Source organism: Variovorax beijingensis, from assembly GCF_007828835.1.
Lineage (GTDB): Bacteria > Pseudomonadota > Gammaproteobacteria > Burkholderiales > Burkholderiaceae_C > Variovorax > Variovorax beijingensis_A.
The window spans coordinates 356,751-375,204 of record NZ_VIVL01000006.1 but is presented as its reverse complement, the minus strand read 5'-3'; the positions used below and the strand labels follow the sequence as shown (position 1 = coordinate 375,204).

Annotated in this window: 16 protein-coding genes; 8 read left to right on the top strand and 8 right to left on the bottom strand. The window is 68.4% G+C overall.

Going from position 1 to position 18,454, the window contains the following annotated elements; translation table 11 throughout:
• Window positions 1-36: 36 nt before the first annotated feature.
• The 5 genes from FB547_RS19785 to FB547_RS33630 form a co-directional block, all read right to left on the bottom strand.
• Window positions 37-1,494: a PHB depolymerase family esterase gene (locus FB547_RS19785; protein WP_145745157.1), complete on the bottom strand. Its 1,458-nt coding sequence runs from the start codon at window positions 1,492-1,494 to the stop codon at window positions 37-39.
• Window positions 1,495-1,659: 165 nt separating this feature from the next.
• Window positions 1,660-2,847: a substrate-binding domain-containing protein gene (locus FB547_RS19780; protein ID WP_145745156.1), complete on the bottom strand. Its 1,188-nt coding sequence runs from the start codon at window positions 2,845-2,847 to the stop codon at window positions 1,660-1,662.
• Between the two features lie 144 nt (window positions 2,848-2,991).
• A complete protein-coding gene (locus FB547_RS19775; RefSeq protein WP_145745155.1) occupies window positions 2,992-3,267 on the bottom strand; it encodes a hypothetical protein in 276 nt (91 codons plus the stop codon).
• Between the two features lie 46 nt (window positions 3,268-3,313).
• Entirely contained in the window at window positions 3,314-4,858 is a 1,545-nt protein-coding gene (locus tag FB547_RS19770; RefSeq protein ID WP_145745154.1) for a sigma-54 interaction domain-containing protein, read from the bottom strand.
• Window positions 4,859-4,877: 19 nt separating this feature from the next.
• Window positions 4,878-5,012 carry a hypothetical protein gene (locus FB547_RS33630; protein ID WP_261380343.1) on the bottom strand — a complete coding sequence of 45 codons (135 nt, stop codon included), beginning with the start codon at window positions 5,010-5,012 and terminating at the stop codon, window positions 4,878-4,880.
• A gap of 15 nt (window positions 5,013-5,027) precedes the next feature.
• Here FB547_RS33630 and FB547_RS19765 point away from each other — a divergent pair, with 15 nt between their 5' ends.
• From FB547_RS19765 to FB547_RS19750, 4 genes are read left to right on the top strand one after another with little or no spacing between them, the layout of a single operon-like run.
• Window positions 5,028-5,750, top strand: a complete 723-nt coding sequence (locus FB547_RS19765) for a CerR family C-terminal domain-containing protein (protein WP_145745153.1) — start codon at window positions 5,028-5,030, stop codon at window positions 5,748-5,750.
• Window positions 5,747-7,243 (top strand): efflux transporter outer membrane subunit, encoded by a 1,497-nt coding sequence (locus tag FB547_RS19760; RefSeq protein ID WP_145745151.1) that lies wholly within the window; start codon window positions 5,747-5,749, stop codon window positions 7,241-7,243. Before FB547_RS19765 ends, FB547_RS19760 begins: the two co-directional genes overlap by 4 nt.
• Window positions 7,240-8,469: an efflux RND transporter periplasmic adaptor subunit gene (locus FB547_RS19755; RefSeq protein WP_145745149.1), complete on the top strand. Its 1,230-nt coding sequence runs from the start codon at window positions 7,240-7,242 to the stop codon at window positions 8,467-8,469. The genes FB547_RS19760 and FB547_RS19755 overlap by 4 nt, the downstream gene beginning before the upstream one ends.
• The gene (locus FB547_RS19750; RefSeq protein WP_145745147.1) at window positions 8,466-11,576 is read left to right on the top strand and encodes an efflux RND transporter permease subunit; all 3,111 of its coding nucleotides are present in this window, start codon (window positions 8,466-8,468) and stop codon (window positions 11,574-11,576) included. Before FB547_RS19755 ends, FB547_RS19750 begins: the two co-directional genes overlap by 4 nt.
• Window positions 11,577-11,727: 151 nt before the next feature.
• On the opposite strand, the gene FB547_RS19745 is transcribed toward FB547_RS19750, so the two are convergent.
• From FB547_RS19745 to FB547_RS19735, 3 genes are all read right to left on the bottom strand, one after another.
• Complete coding sequence (locus FB547_RS19745) at window positions 11,728-13,242, bottom strand: tripartite tricarboxylate transporter permease (RefSeq protein WP_145745145.1); 1,515 nt, start codon at window positions 13,240-13,242, stop codon at window positions 11,728-11,730.
• 89 nt (window positions 13,243-13,331) lie between these two features.
• Window positions 13,332-13,868, bottom strand: a complete 537-nt coding sequence (locus FB547_RS19740) for a tripartite tricarboxylate transporter TctB family protein (RefSeq protein ID WP_145745143.1) — start codon at window positions 13,866-13,868, stop codon at window positions 13,332-13,334.
• A 97-nt stretch (window positions 13,869-13,965) separates the two neighbouring features.
• Window positions 13,966-14,925 carry a tripartite tricarboxylate transporter substrate binding protein gene (locus FB547_RS19735; protein ID WP_145745141.1) on the bottom strand — a complete coding sequence of 320 codons (960 nt, stop codon included), beginning with the start codon at window positions 14,923-14,925 and terminating at the stop codon, window positions 13,966-13,968.
• Between the two features lie 127 nt (window positions 14,926-15,052).
• On the opposite strand from FB547_RS19735, the gene FB547_RS19730 reads away from it, so the two are divergent.
• Genes FB547_RS19730 through FB547_RS19715 form a run of 4 tightly spaced genes read left to right on the top strand, consistent with a single transcriptional unit; the run spans window position 15,053 to window position 18,446 of the window.
• Entirely contained in the window at window positions 15,053-15,733 is a 681-nt protein-coding gene (locus tag FB547_RS19730; protein ID WP_145745140.1) for a response regulator transcription factor, read from the top strand.
• Window positions 15,730-17,151, top strand: coding sequence for a sensor histidine kinase (locus FB547_RS19725; RefSeq protein WP_145745138.1), 1,422 nt, complete (start codon window positions 15,730-15,732; stop codon window positions 17,149-17,151). Before FB547_RS19730 ends, FB547_RS19725 begins: the two co-directional genes overlap by 4 nt.
• A 4-nt stretch (window positions 17,152-17,155) precedes the next feature.
• On the top strand, window positions 17,156-17,590 hold the full coding sequence (locus FB547_RS19720) for an RNA-binding S4 domain-containing protein (RefSeq protein WP_186454205.1): 435 nt from the start codon (window positions 17,156-17,158) through the stop codon (window positions 17,588-17,590).
• Between the two features lie 49 nt (window positions 17,591-17,639).
• Window positions 17,640-18,446, top strand: coding sequence for a PPK2 family polyphosphate kinase (locus FB547_RS19715; protein WP_145745136.1), 807 nt, complete (start codon window positions 17,640-17,642; stop codon window positions 18,444-18,446).
• Window positions 18,447-18,454 lie beyond the last annotated feature (8 nt).

Genomic DNA, 18,454 nt, shown 5'->3' with positions numbered 1-18,454 from the left:
TGTGTCATTGCAAACAGGAAAAGGTGCAGATCGGCCTCAGCAGGTGCCGATCACGTAGTAATTGGGCCCGGTCTGCTTGAGCGTGGTGGTGACGTAGACGTTCCACAGGCCCATCGACTGGCCCGAGCCGTAGGCATAGGTGAGGCCCCACAGCGCGTAGGCACGCCCCGCCACGGTGTGCGCATAGTTGCTGGCGGTGTAGCAGGTGCCGCCGCCACCGCTGCCGGCGAGGGTGGTGCCCGTGGCCGCGGCCGACATCGCGCCTTGCGCATTGCCTGCGTCCAGCGCCGCCACGGTCCAGCTGTAGGTGGTGGAAGGGGCCAGGCCGGTGTCGGTGTAGTTGGTGCCGGCCACCGGCGCGGCGTTGACCTTGCTGCCGCCGCGGTAGACGTTGTAGCCGCTCGCACCCGAGACGCCCGCCCAGCCGACCACCATGCTGCTGCTGGTCGCGCCCGAGGTGCCCACGCCGGTGGGCGCCGGCAGCGACGAGCCGCCGCCGGCGCCGGTCACGCGGTCGACCATGGCCTTGAGCGCCGCCATCTGCGGGCCCGACTTCTTCGCGTAGTTCGCGTTGTCGTAGCCCCACCAGTCCCAGCAGCTGTTGGTGGCTGCGGTGCTGGTCTGCGGGTAGATCAGCACGATGTTGTTGGTGTCGGCCCAGCGGTTGTAGCCGGTCTTCTTCACGTACTGGTCGGCCACGTCGGTGTAGTTCTGCTTGCAGCCGTGCAGCACCAGGTGCACGCGGCACGATGCCGTGGTGCAGGCCTGCGGCACGTAGATCCAGCCGGTGGCGGCCACGCCGTGGCCGGTGATGAATTCCGACTGGTTGAACTCGGTGAAGCTGCCGCCCAGCGTGCCGTTGTTGCGCGGGTTCAGCGGCCCGTAGAGCTGCTGCAGGATCTCTCCCGCCAGGTCGAAGCCGCAGTTGTTGATGTAGGGCGCGGCCGTGGTGCTGCAGGCGCCGCCGTAGTCGTCGGTGACCATCGCATGGCCGGCGCCGATGTTGTTCCTGTAGACCGTGTTGGCCGCAGGCACGAAGCTCTGGTAGTAGGTCTTGAGGTCGTCCATCACCGCGGGCTTGACGGTGTTGTCCGAGGTGCCCGAGAACATGTACACCTTGGAGTTGCTCATGTTCGACACCGGGTCGATCGCACCGCTGGCGGCCCAGCTGTTGGTGGTGCTCACGAGCGTCGACACCGGAATGCTGCTGCCGTGCGCCATGCAGCGCCCGGTGGCATTGAGCACCGAGCCCTCGGCGCAGTAGTACGGCCCGCCGGCCACCACGCCGGCGCCGCGCTTGAAGGTGGCCGAATAGGCCACGTGCAATTGCACGGCCATGAAGCCGCCCGCCGAGAGGCCGGACACACTCACCTCCGCCGGATTGGCGCCCAATGCCGGCAGCGGCACTGCCGCTGTCGCGGCCTGCCCCGCCGCCATCGTGATCGCCGCAAGCGCGGCCCATCCCTTCCAGTTTTTCCATCGCATCGCTGCCATCGCTGTCTCCTTCTGTTGTAGGTGTATCGAACGCTTGCTGGATTGCTGACGAATCGGCCGTTGGTTGCACCGCCCGGGCCTCGGCGGCGCAGGCTGGCGCCTCGCCCGGCGGCCACTCCGGGGCGAAGGGAGTGCGGCCTCAGGGCCGCGGCTGTGGATTGGCGCTCAGCGCTTGTTTTTGATGGGGATGTCCATCTCTTCGGGCTTGATCTCGCGCACCAGCTCCGGCACGCCCCAGGCGAATGCCGGGTCGGCCTTGATCTTGAAGTGGTACATCGACTGCATCGCCTGGTGGTCTTCCTTGCGGAAGGTCATCTTGCCCTTGGGTGTATCGAAGCTCATGCCTTCCATGGCGCCGATGAGTTTGTTGGTGCCGGTGTCGCCGCCCGTCTTCTTGAGCGCGGTGACCACTGCCATGGCGGCCGAGAAACCGCCGGCCGTGAAGAAGTCCGGCGGTGCCTTGAACTGCTTGTAGTGGGCCGACACCAGCGCCTCGTTGACCGGGTTCTTCGGGATGCCGAAGTAGTAGTACGCCGCACCTTCCATGCCGGGCAGGTTCTTGTAGGCCGCCATGGCCGGCAGGATGTTGCCGCCGGTGGCGATCTCGATGCCGTAGCGCTTGAGGTCGAGGTCGACGATCTTGAACGGATTGCCCGCGCCGGCCCAGACGATCCAGATGATCTTGCGGCCCGGCTGGTCCTTGAGCTTGTCGATCAGGCGCTGCGCACCCGCCGTGAAGTCGGTGGTGGCGGGCGGCAGATATTCCTCGTGCACCAGCTTCGCTTTCTTGAGCGCGGCGCCGAAGGCCTTCACGCCGTCGCGGCCGAAGGCGTTGTCCTGCGCGAGCGTGGCGACCGTCACGCCGGCCTTGTCGATGGCCACCGCATTCGAGATCGCATCCTGGCTCGAATTGCGGCCGGTGCGGAAGATGTACTTGTTCCACTTGTCGCCGGTGATCGAATCGGCGACGGCCGGCTCCACGATCAGGATCTTCTTGTACTCCTCGGCCACCGGCAGCATGGCCAGGGCCACGCCCGAAGCCGTGGGGCCCACCGCCAGCGCGGCCTTGTCGTCGGAGTACGCGGCGGCCAGCAGCGACTTGCCGAGGTCGGGCTTGCCCTGGTCGTCCTTCTCGATGACCACCAGCTTCTTGCCATTGACCATCATCGTGCCGCCGGTGGCGTAGTCCAGTCCCATCATCAGGCCGGTCTGGGTCTGCTTGCCGTAGGCCTCGAGCGGCCCGGTCTTGCTGTAGATGTGGGCGATGCGGATTTCGTTGGACTGGGCCCAGGCGGGTGCAGCGGTGACACAGGCGGCGAGTGCGGCCAGGGCGACGAGGTGGCGACGGTTCATTCTTTGTCTCCTGAAATAGGTGACTGAATATTGCACACTTCGTGCCATCTGCTAACCCCTTGATACCAAACGCTTCTTCATTCGGAGGAAGCGCAAGTCGACTGAATTCAGAACACTTGATGTGTCTGAATTTCAATCAACTGTCTACTTGTCGGTCAGGGTTTTCTCGGAGATTTGGCGCTCGGCGATCCAGCGCTGGAACTGGCGCTCGGCCTGCATGCGGAACTCGTTGCGCGCGTGGTTGCAGGCGGCGTGCGCAAGCCGGCGGTGCTTCTGCGAGCGCACGCCGCCCAGCGTCGAATCGATCAGGTGTTCGATGGTCGCGGACTCGGGCCTGCCGTGCGGCTCGTCGAAGTCCATGGCCAGGCCGCACCAATGGCAATTGGGGCCGAAGGTGGAACGCAGGGCGCGCACGCTCATGGGCTCGCTCGCTTCAGGCCGATGCAGCGGGCGAGGCTCGAAGGCTTCACGCCGGCCGCTCCTGGTTCGTCATGCGCTCGTAGAGCGTGGCACGTGAAATGCCGAGCAGCCTCGACGTCGCCAGCTTGTTGCCACCGGTGGCCGCAAGCGCCGCGGCGATCGCCTTGCGCTCCAGTTCGGCGACCTGCTGCGCGAGCGGCCGCAGCAGCAGCGCCTCTTCGTCGGCATCGTGCGCGCTCTGCAGGGTGGCGGGCAGCTCGATCTGCTCCAGCCCCGCTTCGCGTAGGATGCGTTCGAGTTGCGCGGCATCGATGCGCTGCGAGTCGCTGCGCATCGTGACCTGCTCCAGCACGTTGCGCAGTTCGCGGATGTTGCCGCGCCAGTGCTGGCCGGCCAGCAGCGCGAGCGCATCGGGCGTGATCTCGGGCGGCGCCTCGCCGCTGCGCAGCGCCATGTCCTCCCCCAGCGCCTCGACCAGCGCCGGAATGTCGCTGCGCCGCTCGCGCAACGGCGGCACGCGCAGCGGCAGCACGTTGAGGCGGTAGTAGAGGTCTTCGCGGAACTGGCCGCGGCGCACCAGTTCGGGCAGGTCGCGCGAGGTGGCGGCGATCACGCGCGCATCGAAGGGCACCAGCTTGTTGGAGCCCAGCGGCTCGATCTCGCCCTCCTGCAATGCGCGCAGCAGCTTGGCCTGCAGGCCGAGCGGCATGTCGCCGATCTCGTCGAGAAAGAGGCTGCCGCCGTCGGCCAGCTTGAATTTGCCTTCGCGCCCTCGCCTGTCGGCGCCCGTGAAGGCACCGGGCGCGAAGCCGAAGAACTCGGCCTCCAGCAATGTGTCGGGCACGGCCGCAATGTTGACGCTGACGAACTGCCCCTTGGCCCGCGCCGAGGCCGCATGGATCGCATGCGCAAGCAGTTCCTTGCCGGTGCCGGTTTCGCCCAGCAGCAGCACCGGGCTCGCGGACTGCGCGGCGCGGCGCGCATGGCGCTTCACCTCCACCGCGGCCGGGCTGCTGCCGATGAAGCTGGCAAAGGTGTACTTGGAGCGGCGCTGCCCGTCGGCCGCATGCTGGTAGAGCGGATTGTTGCGCTGGCTTGCAAGCTCGCGACGTGCATCGTCGAGGTCGCGCTGCAGCAGCGCGAACTTGCTGATGAGCGGCTGCAGCGTGGTCTCGGGCTGGTCGAACAGCACGATGCCGATGGCACCGATGACTTCTCCCGCCTCGCCCTCGCGCCCGCCGCTCTCGGCGCGCAGCGGAATGCGGCTGACCACGAAGGTACCCGCCTTGTTGTTGAGCAGGTCGACCAGGATCGGCTCGCCGGTCTCGAGCACGCGCCGCATCTGCGTGTTGGGAATGACGTCCTCGACCATGTGGCCCATGAACTGGTCGATCGACGAAAAGCCCAGTGCCGGCAGGAAGCGGCGATAGCCTTCGTTGACCCACACGATGCGCCCGCTGCGGTCCACCAGGAACATGCCCTGGCTGATGCTCGAGAACAGATGGAACATCGAGCGCGCGGCCAGCGCGAGGATGCCTTCGGCATCCAGAGGCAAGGCGGGCGATGCGGTGGCGGGCGGAACGGCGGACATGGGCGGATCGTAGCGCGCCTCATTCGGCCGCTCGCCGGGCCGCTTGCGGTGGCATCGATGCAGCCGGCGGAAATGCGCCAAAAGCGCATTCGCCGCCAATGCGAAGAAAGCCCTCATCGCGCCATAAGTAAATCAAACGTTTGATTTGCTGCATGATCTAATCGCCTGCATGAGCGCCTCCGCCCTGCAAGCACTTTCCGCCCGCGCGCCGCGCAGCGACGGCGTCGAAGCACGCCAGCGCCTGCTCTACGCCGCCCTGGCGCTGTTCGCCGCCAACGGCTACGCCAAGACCTCGACCCGCGAGATCGCGCGCGCCGCGGGCGTGAACATCTCGGCCATCAGCTATTACTTCGGCGACAAGGCCGGCTTGTATGCCGCCACCTTCGGCGAGCCGATGGGCGGCAACGCGGGCGATTTCATCTCGCTCTATGCCGCGCCCGAGCTGCCGCTGGAAGAGGCGCTGCGGATCTTCTTCACGCGCATGATCGAGCCCCTCAAGCAGGGAGAGATCGTGCGCCAGTGCATCCAGCTGCACCTGCGCGAAATGCTCGAGCCGACCAGCCAGTGGGCCGAGGAGATGGAGCGCGACATCAAGGGCCCGCACAATGCCATTGCCCGGGTGCTGTGCCGGCGCCTGGGCCTCGCGCGGCCCGACGACGACGTGCACCGGCTGAGCTTTGCCATCACCGGCCTGGCGATGCAGCTTTTCGTGAGCCAGGACCTTGTCGAGGCGATACGCCCCTCCCTGCTGAACACGCCGCGCAGCGTGGACACCTGGGCCCAGCGCCTCACGGGCTATGCCATCGCGCTGGTCGAGGCCGAAGCCCTGCGCCGCCAAACCGCCGCCAGGCCCGCGGCCGCGCCTGCCCGTTCAGGGAGAAAGAAGACATGAGACGACTCCGATCGATTGCCGCCCTCTGCCTGACACTGGGCCTTGGTCTCGGCCTTGCGGGCTGCGGCCTGACGCGTCCGCCAGCCACGGTCGAGGCGCCCTTCCCCGCGCAATGGCACGCGCCGCTGCCGCACGGCGGTTCGCTGGCGTCGCTGGCCGACTGGTGGCGCCAGCTCGACGATCCGCTGCTGGTCGAGCTCATTGCCGCGGCCGAGGCCGCAAGCCCCACTCTCGCAAGCGCCGCGGCGCGTGTGGCCGAGGCGCGTTCCACGCGCGTGCAGGCCGGCGCGGCGCTGCTGCCCAACCTGGACGCCACGGCCTCGGCGAGCCGCGGCGTCTCGGGCTCCTCCTTCGGCGCCGGCGGCGCGGCTTCCTCGTCCAGCAGCAGTACGGCCGCCGTCGCGCCGCTGACCACGCTGCAGGCCGGCCTGCAGTCCAAATGGGAAATCGACCTGTTCGGCCGCCTGCGCGCCGACCGCGATTCGGCCGAGCAGAAGTTCAACAGCGCCACTGCCAAGTGGCACGACGCGCGCGTGGCCGTCGCGGCCGAAACGGCCAACGCCTACTTCGCCGAACGCGCCTGCCAGCAGCAGCTGCGCGTGGCCGAGTCCGATGCCAGATCGCGCGGCGAAACCGCGCGCCTCACCGACCTGTCGGCGCGCGCCGGCTTCACCGCGCCGGCCGATGCAGCGCTCGCGCGCGCCAGTGCCTCGGACGCCTCGGGTCGCCTGACCCAGCAGCGCGCCCAATGCGCGGTTCAGCGCAAGGCGCTGGTGGCGCTCAGCGGCATCGATGAGCCCACGCTCGAACGCAAGCTCGCCGCCTCGCCCGCGCAGCGCACGCTGCCCGCGGTCGGCAGCATCGCCAGCGTGCCGGCCGAGGCGATCTCGCAGCGGCCCGACGTGTACGCGGCTGAGCTCGGCGTGGCGTCGGCCAGCGCCGATGTGGGCTCCGCCGAGGCCGAGCGCTATCCCAAGCTCAGCATCTCGGGCTCGATCGGCCGCATGCAGATCCGCACCAGCGGCTTCCGCGAATCGCTCGACACCTGGACCATCGGCCCGGTCTCGCTCACGGTGCCGCTGCTCGACGGCGGCGCCCGCGCGGCCAACAGCGACGCGGCCAAGGCGCGCTACACCGAAGCCGTGTCGCTCTACCGCGCGAACGTTCGGCAGGCGGTACGCGAGGTGGAGGAAGCGCTGGTCAACCTCGACGCCACCGACGCGCGCGCGGCCGATGCCGACGCCGCGGTGAGCAACTACCAGGCCTCGTTCGATGCCACCCAGGCGCGCTACCAGAGCGGCCTGGCCAGCCTGTTCGAGCTCGAGGATTCGCGCCGCACGCTCTTCGCCGCGCAGACCGCCCGCGTCTCGCTGCAGCGCGAACGCACCGAAGCCTGGGTGGCGCTCTACCGCTCGATGGGCGGCGGCTGGGCCCGCCCCGAATCGCCCTCAATGACTTCCAACCCGGCCGCCAAGGTCGCGACGTCGCCATGAAAAGAATCAAACGCTCCACCCTTGCCATCGCGCTGCTGGCGCTGGTCGTCATCGTCGCCGCGGCCGTGTGGCTGACCCGCAAGCCCGCGAACGAAGCCGGCACGCCGGCCGCCACCAAGGGCAAGGCGGGTGCGCCGGCCGCTCGCCCGACGCTGACGGTCACCGTCGCCAAGGCCGAGCCCACCGAACTCGCGCTCACGCTTGCGGCCAACGGCAATGTGGCGGCCTGGCAGGAGGCCAGCGTGGGCTCCGAATCCAGCGGCCTCAAGCTCGCCGAAGTGCGCGTGAACGTGGGCGACGTGGTGAAGAGGGGCCAGCTGCTGGCCGTGTTCTCGCCCGAGACGGTGCGCGCGGACATCGCGCAATCGCGCGCCTCGCTCGCCGAGGCCAGGGCCACCGCGGCCGACGCCGCGGGCAACGCGGCGCGCGCACGCACGCTGCAGGCCACCGGCGCACTGAGCCAACAGCAGATCAACCAGTACCAGACGGCCGAGCAGACCGCCAAGGCGCGCGTCGAGGCCGCCGAAGCCGTGCTCGCAGCGCAGGAAGTGCGCGGCCGCAACACGCAGGTGCTGGCGCCCGACGACGGCGTGATCTCCTCGCGCACCGCCACGGTCGGCAGCGTGGTGCCCGCCGGCACCGAGCTGTTCCGCCTGATCCGCCAGGGCCGGCTCGAATGGCGTGCCGAAGTCACCTCGGCCGAGCTCAGCCGCATTACCGTGGGCACCACCGCCTTCGTGGTCAGCGCGAGCGGCGCGCAGGTGCGCGGCAAGGTGCGCAGCATCGCTCCCACCGTCGATCCGCAGACCCGCGCGGCGCTGGTCTATGTCGACCTGCCGAACGTGCAGCAGAACACCGGCATCAAGGCCGGCATGTTCGCGCGCGGCGACTTCGAGTTGGGGCGCAGCTCCGCGCCCACCGTGCCGCAGAGTTCCATTGTTCCGCGCGACGGCTTCAACAACGTCTTCGTGCTGCAGCCCGACAACCGCGTGGTGCAGCTCAAGGTGCAGACCGGCCGCCGCGTCGGCGAGCGCGTGGAAATCACCAGCGCATTGCCCGAAGGCGCACAGATCGTGGTGCAGGGCGCCGGCTTCCTGAACGACGGCGACCTGGTGCGCGTGGTGGCGCCGCCGGCCCCTGCGGCCGCGGGCGCCCGGCCTGCCGCAGCGCCGGCCTCGGCCGCCGCGGGCGGCCAGGGCAACGGCGAAGCGAGGGCACGCCCATGAACGTCTCCGCATGGTCCATCCGCAACCCGATTCCGGCGGTGATGCTGTTCGTGCTGCTCACCTTCGGGGGGCTGCTGTCCTTCAACGCCATGAAGGTGCAGAACTTTCCGGACATCGACCTGCCGACCGTGACGGTCTCGGCATCGCTGCCCGGCGCGGCGCCTTCGCAGCTGGAGACCGACGTCGCACGCAAGCTCGAGAACTCCATTGCCACGGTGCAGGGCCTCAAGCACATCACCACCAAGGTGCAGGACGGCGCCGCCACGCTGATCGTCGAGTTCCGCCTCGAGAAGCCGGTGCAGGAAGCCGTGGACGACGTGCGCTCCGCGGTGCAGCGCGTGCGCGCCGACCTGCCTGCCGACGTGCGCGACCCGGTGGTCACCAAGCTCGACTTCGCAGCCCAGCCGGTGCTGGCCTTCACCATCGCCTCGTCGCGCATGGATGCCGAGGCGCTGAGCTGGTTCGTGGACAACGACATCACCAAGAAGCTGCTCGCGCTGCCCGGCGTGGGCGCGGTGAACCGCGTGGGCGGCGTCACGCGCCAGGTGCACGTTGACCTCGACCCGGCCAAGCTGCAGGCATTGGGGGCTTCAGCGGCCGACATCTCGCGCCAGTTGCGCCAGGTGCAGACCGAAAGCGCGGGCGGCCGCATCGACCTGGGCGGCAGCGAGCAGCCGGTGCGCACACTGGCCACCGTGCAGTCGGCCGACCAGCTGGCCGACATGCAGATTGCGCTTTCCGACGGCCGCCGCATCCGGCTCGACCAGGTGGCGCGCATCAGCGACACCATTGCCGAGCCGCGCGCCGCGGCGCTGCTCAACGGCAAGCCGGTGGTCGGCTTCGAAGTGGCGCGCAGCCGCGGCGCGAGCGAGGTCGAGGTGGGCCGCGCGATCCAGAAGGCGCTGGCCGAACTGCGCGCGCAGCGCCCCGACATCGAGCTGACCGAGGCCTTCAATTTCGTCGAGCCGGTGGAAGAAGAGTACGAGGGCTCGCTGCACCTGCTGTACGAGGGCGCAATCCTGGCCGTGATCGTGGTGTGGCTGTTCCTGCGCGACTGGCGCGCCACCTTCGTCTCGGCCGTGGCGCTGCCGATGTCGGTGATTCCGGCCTTCATCGGCATGCACCTGCTGGGCTTTTCGGTCAACGTGATCTCGCTGCTCGCGCTCTCGCTGGTGGTGGGCATATTGGTGGACGACGCCATCGTGGAGGTGGAGAACATCGTGCGCCATCTGCGCATGGGCAAGTCGCCCTACGAGGCGGCCATGGAAGCGGCCGACGAGATCGGGCTGGCGGTGATCGCCACCACCTTCACGCTGATCGCGGTGTTCCTGCCCACCGCCTTCATGAGCGGCGTGGCCGGCAAGTTCTTCAAGCAGTTCGGCTGGACCGCCTCGCTCGCGGTGTTCGCGTCGCTGGTGGTGGCACGGATGCTCACGCCCATGATGGCGGCCTACATCCTGAAGCCGGTGGTGGGTGCCGAAAAGGAGCCGCGCTGGCTCACGGCCTACATGCGCGCGGTGGAATGGAGCACGCACCACCGCTTCAAGACGATGGTGCTCGCCACCCTCTTCTTCTTCGGTTCGCTGGCGATGATTCCGCTGCTGAAGACCGGCTTCATTCCGCCTGACGACAACTCGCAGACGCAGATCTATCTCTCCCTGGCGCCCGGCTCCACGCTCGCGCAGACCACCGCGGCCGCGGAGGAAACGCGCAATCGCGTGATGAAGATCGATCATGTGCGCAGCGTCTACACCACCGTGGCCGGCGGCAGCGCGGGCGGCGATCCGTTCGCCAACTTCGGCACGCCCGAAACGCGCAAGGCCACGCTCACCATCAAGCTCGACGAGCGTGGCGACCGTCCGCGCAAGCAGGTGATCGAGAACCAGATCCGCGCCGCGCTCGAAACGCTGCCCGGCGTGCGCAGCACCGTGGGCCTGGGCGGCTCGGGCGAAAAATACATCCTCGCGCTCACGGGTGAAGACCCCGCGGCGCTGGCCAGCGCCGCCAGCGCGGTCGAGAAAGACCTGCGTACGGTGCCCGGCCTCGGCAACATCACTTCCACCGCGAGCCTGATCCGCCCCGAGATCGCCGTGCGCCCCGACTTCGCGCGCGCCGCCGACCTGGGCGTGACCAGCTCGGCCATCGCCGAGACGCTGCGCGTGGCCACGCTGGGCGACTACGACCAGGCGCTGGCCAAGCTCAACCTCGCGCAGCGGCAGGTGCCCATCGTGGTGAAGCTCGAGGACTCGGCGCGGCAGAACCTCGAACTGCTCGGCCGCCTCTCGGTGCCCGGCGCGCGCGGCCCGGTCATGCTGAGCCAGGTGGCCTCGCTCACGATGGAAGGCGGCCCGGCTGTCATCGACCGCTACGACCGCTCGCGCAACGTCAACTTCGAGATCGAACTCTCGGGCGTGGGCCTGGGCGACGCCAAGACCGCCGTCACCGCGCTGCCCTCGATCCAGAAGCTGCCGCCCGGCGTGCGCGTGACCGAGGTGGGCGACGCGGAAGTGATGACGGAGCTGTTCAACAGCTTCGGCCTTGCGATGCTCACGGGCGTGCTGTGCATCTACATCGTGCTGGTGCTGCTGTTCAAGGACTTCCTGCATCCGGTGACGATCCTCTGCGCGCTGCCGCTGGCGCTCGGCGGTGCCTTCGTGGGTTTGCTGATCGGGCAGAAGGCGCTGTCGATGCCGTCGCTGATCGGCCTGATCATGCTGATGGGCATCGCCACCAAGAACTCGATCCTGCTGGTGGAATACGCCATCGTGGCGCGCCGCGACCACGGCATGAGCCGCTGGGACGCGCTGCGCGACGCCTGCCACAAGCGGGCACGGCCCATCATCATGACCACGCTCGCGATGGGCGCCGGCATGCTGCCGATTGCCGTGGGCCTGGGCACTGCCGATTCGAGCTTCCGCTCGCCGATGGCGATGGCGGTGATCGGCGGATTGATCACTTCGACCGTGCTGAGCCTCCTGGTGGTGCCGGCGGTGTTCACCTACGTGGACGACATCGAGCACTGGATGCGGCGGACCGTGCGCAAGCTGCGGGGGCAGCCGGCCGATCCGCATATCGATGATGATCTGGTGGAGAGGCCGGCTGGTTGATTCTGTTCTCTCGCTCTTTGTGACGCTGACCGGCGTTTGCTTCCCGAGGCCGGGATATCCGCCCGGCGGCGGACTTACTTTCTTTTGCTTCGCCAAAAGAAAGTAAGTCGCCCGCCGGGGCGAGACCCGGCCCCGGGAAAAAACAGCAATCTCAGGCCGCCAGCCTCGCCAGCTTGCGTTCACTCATCCGCTTGGCAACGCGCGGCAGCACCAGCACAGCCACGATGACGACCACCAGCGTGATCGACATCGGCCGCTGGAAGAACACCGAGGCACTGCCCTCCCCGATGGACATCGCGTTGCGCAGCTGCGCCTCGGCCAGCGGCCCGAGGATCATGCCCACCACCACGGGAGCGGTCGGAAAGTCGAAGCGCCGCATCGCCACGCCGAGCAGGCCGATGCCGTAGAGCAGGAACAGGTCGAATGCACTCTGGCGCATGCCGTAGGCCCCCACCGTCGCAAAGATCAGGATGCCGGCGTAGAGCTGCGGCTTGGGAATCTTCAGCAGCTTGACCCACAGGCCCACCATCGGCAGGTTCAGCACCAGCAGCATCACGTTGCCGATGTAGAGCGAAGCGATCAGCGCCCACACCAGCGCAGCCGACGTGGTGAACAGCTGCGGCCCCGGCTGGATACCGTAGTTCTGGAACGCGCCGAGCAGGATGGCGGTGGTGTTCGAGGTGGGGATGCCAAGCGTGAGCAGCGGGATCAGCGCCGCCGTCACCGTGGCGTTGTTGGCGGCTTCGGGGCCGGCCACGCCCTCGATGGCGCCCTTGGTGCCGAACTCGGCCCTGGCGTCCGCGTCCTTGGCCAGCTTTTTTTCCGTCGCATAGCTCAGGAAGGTCGGAATCTCGGTGCCGCCGGCCGGAATGCAGCCGAACGGCGTGCCGATGGCGGTGCCGCGCAGCCATGCCGGAATCGAGCGCTTCCAGTCGCGCGCCGTCATGTGAACGCGGGTCAGCTTGTTCTGGTCCTCGACCACCTTGCCCTCGTAGAGCACGGCGTACAGCACCTCGGCCACCGCGAACAGGCCCACGGCCACCAGCACGATCTCGATGCCGTCGAGCAGTTCGGGAATGCCGCCGGTGTAGCGGCCCTGGCCCGAGATCTGGTCCAGGCCGACGCAGCCGGCCGCCAGGCCGATGAACAGCGCCGTCATGCCGCGCAGCGTGCTCTTGCCGAGCACCGCGCTCACCGTGGTGAAGGCCAGCAGCATCAGCAGGAAATACTCGGGCGGGCCGAGCTTCACGGCGAACTCGGCCACGAACGGCGCGAACAGCGTGACGATCACGGTGGCGATGGTGCCGGCCACGAAGGAGCCGATGGCGGCGGTGGCAAGCGCCGCGCCCGCCCTGCCGCTCTTGGCCATCTTGTTGCCTTCCATCGCCGTCACCATGCTGGCCGTTTCGCCGGGCGTGTTGAGCAGGATGGACGTGGTCGAGCCGCCGTACATGGCGCCGTAGTAGATGCCCGAGAAGAAGATCATCGAGGCCGTGATGTCGACCTTGCCGGTGATGGGCAGCAGCATGGCCACCGCCACCGCCGGGCCGATGCCCGGCAGCACGCCCACGGCCGTGCCCAGCGCGCAGCCCACCAGGCACCAGAGAAGATTGACAGGGGTGATCGCCGCGGCGAAACCCGTCATGAGTGCGTTGAAAATGTCCATGTCAGGCCTCCCGCCGGGCCGCCCCAAGGCAGGCCTGCGCCCCCTCGGGGGGCAGCGAATACACGAAGTGATGAGCGTGGGGGTTCATGTCAGATCCAGCCGGTGGTCGTGAGGCCCGGCAGGTTGATGGCCAGGAACTTGGTGAACATCCAGAACACGGGCGCCGAGATGAGCGCGCCGGTCAGCAGGTCGATGGCCCAGGTGCGCGGCTGGTTGGCCGAGGGCTGGCCGCTCGCGCGGCGCAGGCCCTGCACCGCCAGCACGTAGCACAGCGTGCAGCTCAGGATGAAGCCCAGCGTGGTGATCAGCGCCGCATTGAGCAGCAGGCCGGCCGACACCCAGACGAAGCCCGGCCAGTAGGCGTGCTCCGCGCCCGAGGGTGCATCGAGCTCGCGAAAGCCGCCGGTGCGCGCCTCCCAGAGAATCCAGCCGCCGCACAGCGTGAGCACGCCCGACACCAGCCAGGGCAGGAAGTTGGGGCCGACGCCGCCGTAGCCGGCCTCGGAGGAAATGCCGATGGCGCCGAAAGCCAGCGCCAGGCCGGTCAGGAACACGCCGATGCCGACCAGCGTTTGGGGCCAGATGGCCGTCGGTGGCGGCGCGGCCGAGGAGTCTGGAGTTGTCATTTTTTCTCTCGGGATGTGGAACTGGATTTGAAAACGGCACGCTGTCGTCTCTTTCGAGGACAGCGCGCCGTGTGGCGGCCAGTGGTGCGCGCCGGGTTCAGACCATGCCGGACTTGGCCATGATGGCGCGCAGGCTCGCGAAGTCGTCGTCGACGAACTTGGCAAAGGCCTCGCCCGAAAGCACGGCCGGCGTCCAGTCGTTCTTCTTGAGCGACTCGGCCCACGACGGACTCTTCATGGCGGCCAGCACCATGTCGGTCAGCGCCTTGCGCTGCTCGGCGCTGATGCCTGGGGCGCCGTATACGCCGCGCCAGTTGCCGATCTCCACGTCGATGCCCTGCTCCTTGAGCGTGGGCACGTTGATGCCGGGCAGGCGCTGGGCCGACGTGACCGCAATGGCCTTCATCTTGCCGGCGGCAATGTACTCGGCGAACTCGCTGTAGCCACTGCCGCCGATCGTGACGTTGCCGCCCAGGATGGCCGCGGTGGCCTCGCCGCCGCCGCGGAAGGCCACGTAGTTGATCTTGGACGGATCGGCACCGACCTTCTGCGCGATCATGGCCGCGGCGATGTGCTCGGTGGAGCCGCGCGAACCGCCGCCCCACTTGACGCTGCCCGGATCCTTCTTGAGCTGCTCGACCACGTCCTTCATGGACTTGAAGGGCGAGTTGGCCGGCAGCACGAACACGTTGTATTCGGTGGTCAGGCGCGCGATCGGCGTGGCCTGCGAGAGATTGACCGGCGGCTTGCCGGTGATGATGCCGCCCAGCATGACGGAGCCCATCACCATGAGCGCGTTCGGATCGCCCTTGGAGCCGTTCACGAACTGGGCCAGGCCCAGTGCGCCGGCGGCACCGCCCTTGTTGTCGTAGGTGACCGTGTCGGCCACCTTAGCTTCGGTCATGGCCTTGCCCAGCGCGCGGCCCGTGGTGTCCCAGCCCCCACCCGGGTTGGCCGGGATCATCATCTTGACGTTGGCAGCGGCGCGTGCCGACAACGGCAGGGCTCCGGCGGCGGCCAGCGCGGCCAATGACTTCAAAAAGGTGTCGCGACGCATCGTTGTCTCCTGAGAACTAAAGAAAACCTGACTTGAACCTGAGCCGCTATCATGCGCCGCCCTGCTGTCAGTTGGCTGTCCACCGGACTGGGGAAAACACCGAAGTACCATTCCCCCACCACACCCCATGAAGCTGCTGCTGGTCGAAGACGATCCCTCGATGCAGGTCACCCTGCAGCGCGCCCTCGCCCGCAGCAGGATCGACGTGCGCATCTGCGGCGACGGCGCGCTGGCCGTCCAGCAGTGGCGAGAGCTGGAGCCCGACGTGGTGGCGCTCGACCTGAGCCTGCCCAACCTCGACGGCCTGCAGGTGCTGGCCCAGGCGCGCGCCGCGGGCCTGCGCACGCCCGTGCTGCTGCTCACGGCCCGCGGCACGGTGGGCGACCGCATCATGGGCCTGAACGCCGGCGCCGACGACTACCTGCCCAAGCCCTTCGACCTCGATGAGCTGGAAGCGCGCATCCGCGCACTGCGCCGTCGCCACCAGAATGCCGGCGCCGATGCGGGCCCGAACCCGCAGGAAGTGGGCGGGCTGCGCTTCGAGCCCGAGAGCGGCGCCATCTATCACAAGAGCGGCATCCTGGAGCTCACGCCGCGCGAACTGGCGCTGCTCAAGGCGCTGATGATGAAACCCGGCCATGCGGTGAGCAAGGAGCGGCTCTTCGAACTCGTGTTCCCGGGCGAGACCGATGTGCAGTACGAGGCCATCGAAGTGGTGGTGTATCGGCTGCGCAAGAAGCTCGCAGGCACCGGGGCGGCGCTGATGACGCTGCGCGGGCTGGGCTACCTGCTGCGCGCCGAGCCATGAAGGCCGCCTTGTCGCTGCGCGCGAGGCTGCTGCTGGGCATTCTCGCGCCGGTGGCGCTGTTCATCGTGATCAACAGCGTGAGCCTGTACCGCCAGAGCCTGGCCGCGGCCACCACGGCCTACGACCGCACCCTGCTCGCCTCGGCCAAGACCATCGGCGAGCAGCTCGACGTGGAAGGCTACGACGAGCATGCGCGGCTGCGCGCGATCGTGCCCTATTCCGCGCTCGAAGCCTTCGAGGCCGACAACCGCAGCCGCCTTTTCTACCGCGTGTCGGCGCTCGACGGCGAGATGGTCTCGGGCTTTGCCGAACTGCCGTTCTGGCGCGGCCGCATCCCGGACCGCGGCGCCTATGCGGCGCTGGTCGATTTCTACGACGCGCGCTTTCGCAACCAGCCGGTGCGCATGGCGGTGTTGCTGCAGCCCGTGGCCAGTGGGCACGGCCGCGGCATGGCCGTGGTGCAGGTGGCCGAGACGCTGGAACTGCGCGAAACCCTGGTGCGCAAACTGCTGGTGGACATGCTGTGGCGCCAGTTGCTGCTGATGGGCGTGATCGCGCTGGTCACCGTGCTGGTGGTGCAGCGCGCCACGCGGCCGGTGCGTGAGCTCGGCGAAGCCATCGAGAAGCGCGCCGCCGACGACCTTTCCCCCATCGACGCGCCCGATGCGCCGCGCGAGCTGCGCCCGCTGGTCGACGCCACCACCGAGGTCATGGGCCGGCTGCAGCGCCTGCTCGACCACCAGAAGCGCTTCGTGCGCGACAGCGCCCATCAGTTGCGCACGCCGCTCGCGGTGCTCAAGGCGCAGGTGCAGTCGGCGCGGCGCGGCGACGTGCCGCCCGAGCAGGCGCTGGGCGAGATCAGCCAGACCGTGGAGCGCGCCACCACGCTCGCCAACCAGATGCTGTCGCTCGCCAAGGTCGAGCAGCTGCGCCAACAGCCTGAATCAATGCCGCTGGAGCTTGGCGAGGTGGTGCGCCAGATTGCGCTGGACCTGTCGCCGCTGATCGCCGACAAGGCGCTCGACTTCGAACTGGCCATCGACGCGCCCGTGACGGTGCGCGCGCACCGATGGATGCTGCAGGAGCTCACGCGCAACCTGCTGCACAACGCCATCAAGCAGAGCCCGCGCGGCGGCGCCCTTTCGGTGATGGTTCGCTCGGACGGCCCGGAAGCCGTGCTGACGGTGCGCGACCAGGGGCCGGGCATTGCAGCCGAACTGCGCCAGCGCCTGTTCGCGCCGTTTTCCGCCGGCGACACGGCCAGCGGCTCGGGGCTGGGCCTGGCCATCTGCCGCGAGATCGTGCTTGCGCTCGGCGGACGCATCAGCCTCGACAACCGCGGCGCGCAGGAAAATTCCGCACACACGGTCGGCCTCGATGCTGTCGTGCGCCTGCCCGTCTACCGCCACAATTCCTGAACCTATGGATCGCCTGCGCATCGACAAATGGCTCTGGGCCGCCCGCTTCTTCAAGACGCGCTCGCTGGCTGCGGACGAAATCGGCAAGAACCGGGTGCAGGTCAACGGCGACATCGCCAAGGCCTCGCGCGAGGTCAAGCCGGGAGACACGGTGGCCATCCGCCTGGGCGCCGTGACGCGAACCGTCACGGTGCGCGGCCTGAGCGGCCAGCGCGGGCCGGCGCCGGTGGCGCAGCAGCTCTACGAAGAAACGCCCGAAAGCATTGCCGCGCAGGCGGCCCTGCGCGAGCAGCGCCGCATGGGCAGCGAGCCGGCGCTGGCCATCGAGCAGGGCCGGCCCACCAAGCGCGACCGGCGCGAGCTCGACGGCGCCGCTCGGCATGCCGAATGGGACAGCCGCTGGAGCGCTTCCATCGATCCGGACGACAGCGACCGCTGACCGGGTGCCGATCGCGTACGCTGCGTGCTTTTGCACGGAGTCCGGATTGATGGCCAGCTTCAAGAAATACCGCGTCGACAGCAAGTTCAAACTCTCGCAGGTGGACCCCGGCGAATCTCCGTTCCTGGACGGCAACGAAGCCGCCCAGCTCGCCGAGATCGACGCCCTGGCCATCGAGCTCGACGAGATGCAGAACCTGCTGCATGCCGAGGGCCGCCGCAAGGTCCTGCTGGTGCTGCAGGGCATGGACACCAGCGGCAAGGACGGCACCGTTCGCTGGGTGTTCTCGCGCACCTCCCCGCTGGGTGTGCGCGTCACCGCCTTCAAGGCACCCAGCGACGACGAGCGCGCGCACGACTACCTCTGGCGCTGCCATGCAGTGGTGCCGCGCAGCGGCGAGATCGCGGTCTGGAACCGCAGTCATTACGAGGACGTGCTGGTGCCCGTGGTCGAAGGCTGGATCGACAAGGCCGAGACCCAGCGGCGCTATGCGCAGATCAACGATTTCGAGCGCCTGCTCGTCGAGACCGGCACGGTGATCGTCAAGTGCATGCTGCACATCGACAAGGACACGCAGCGCGAACGCCTGCAGGCGCGCATCGACACGCCCGGCAAGCAATGGAAGTTCAATGTGGGCGACCTCGAGGTGCGCACCAAGTGGAGCGCCTACCAGCAGGCCTACGACAAGGCACTGCGGGCCACCTCGACCGAGCACGCGCCCTGGTACGTGATACCGGCCAACAACAAGCGGCACCGCAACCTGATGATCGCGCGGCTCCTGATGAAGATCCTGCGGCAGATGAAGCTCAAGGCGCCGCCCGCCGACCCCGCGCTCAAGGGCATGCTCATCAAGTGACGAGCGCC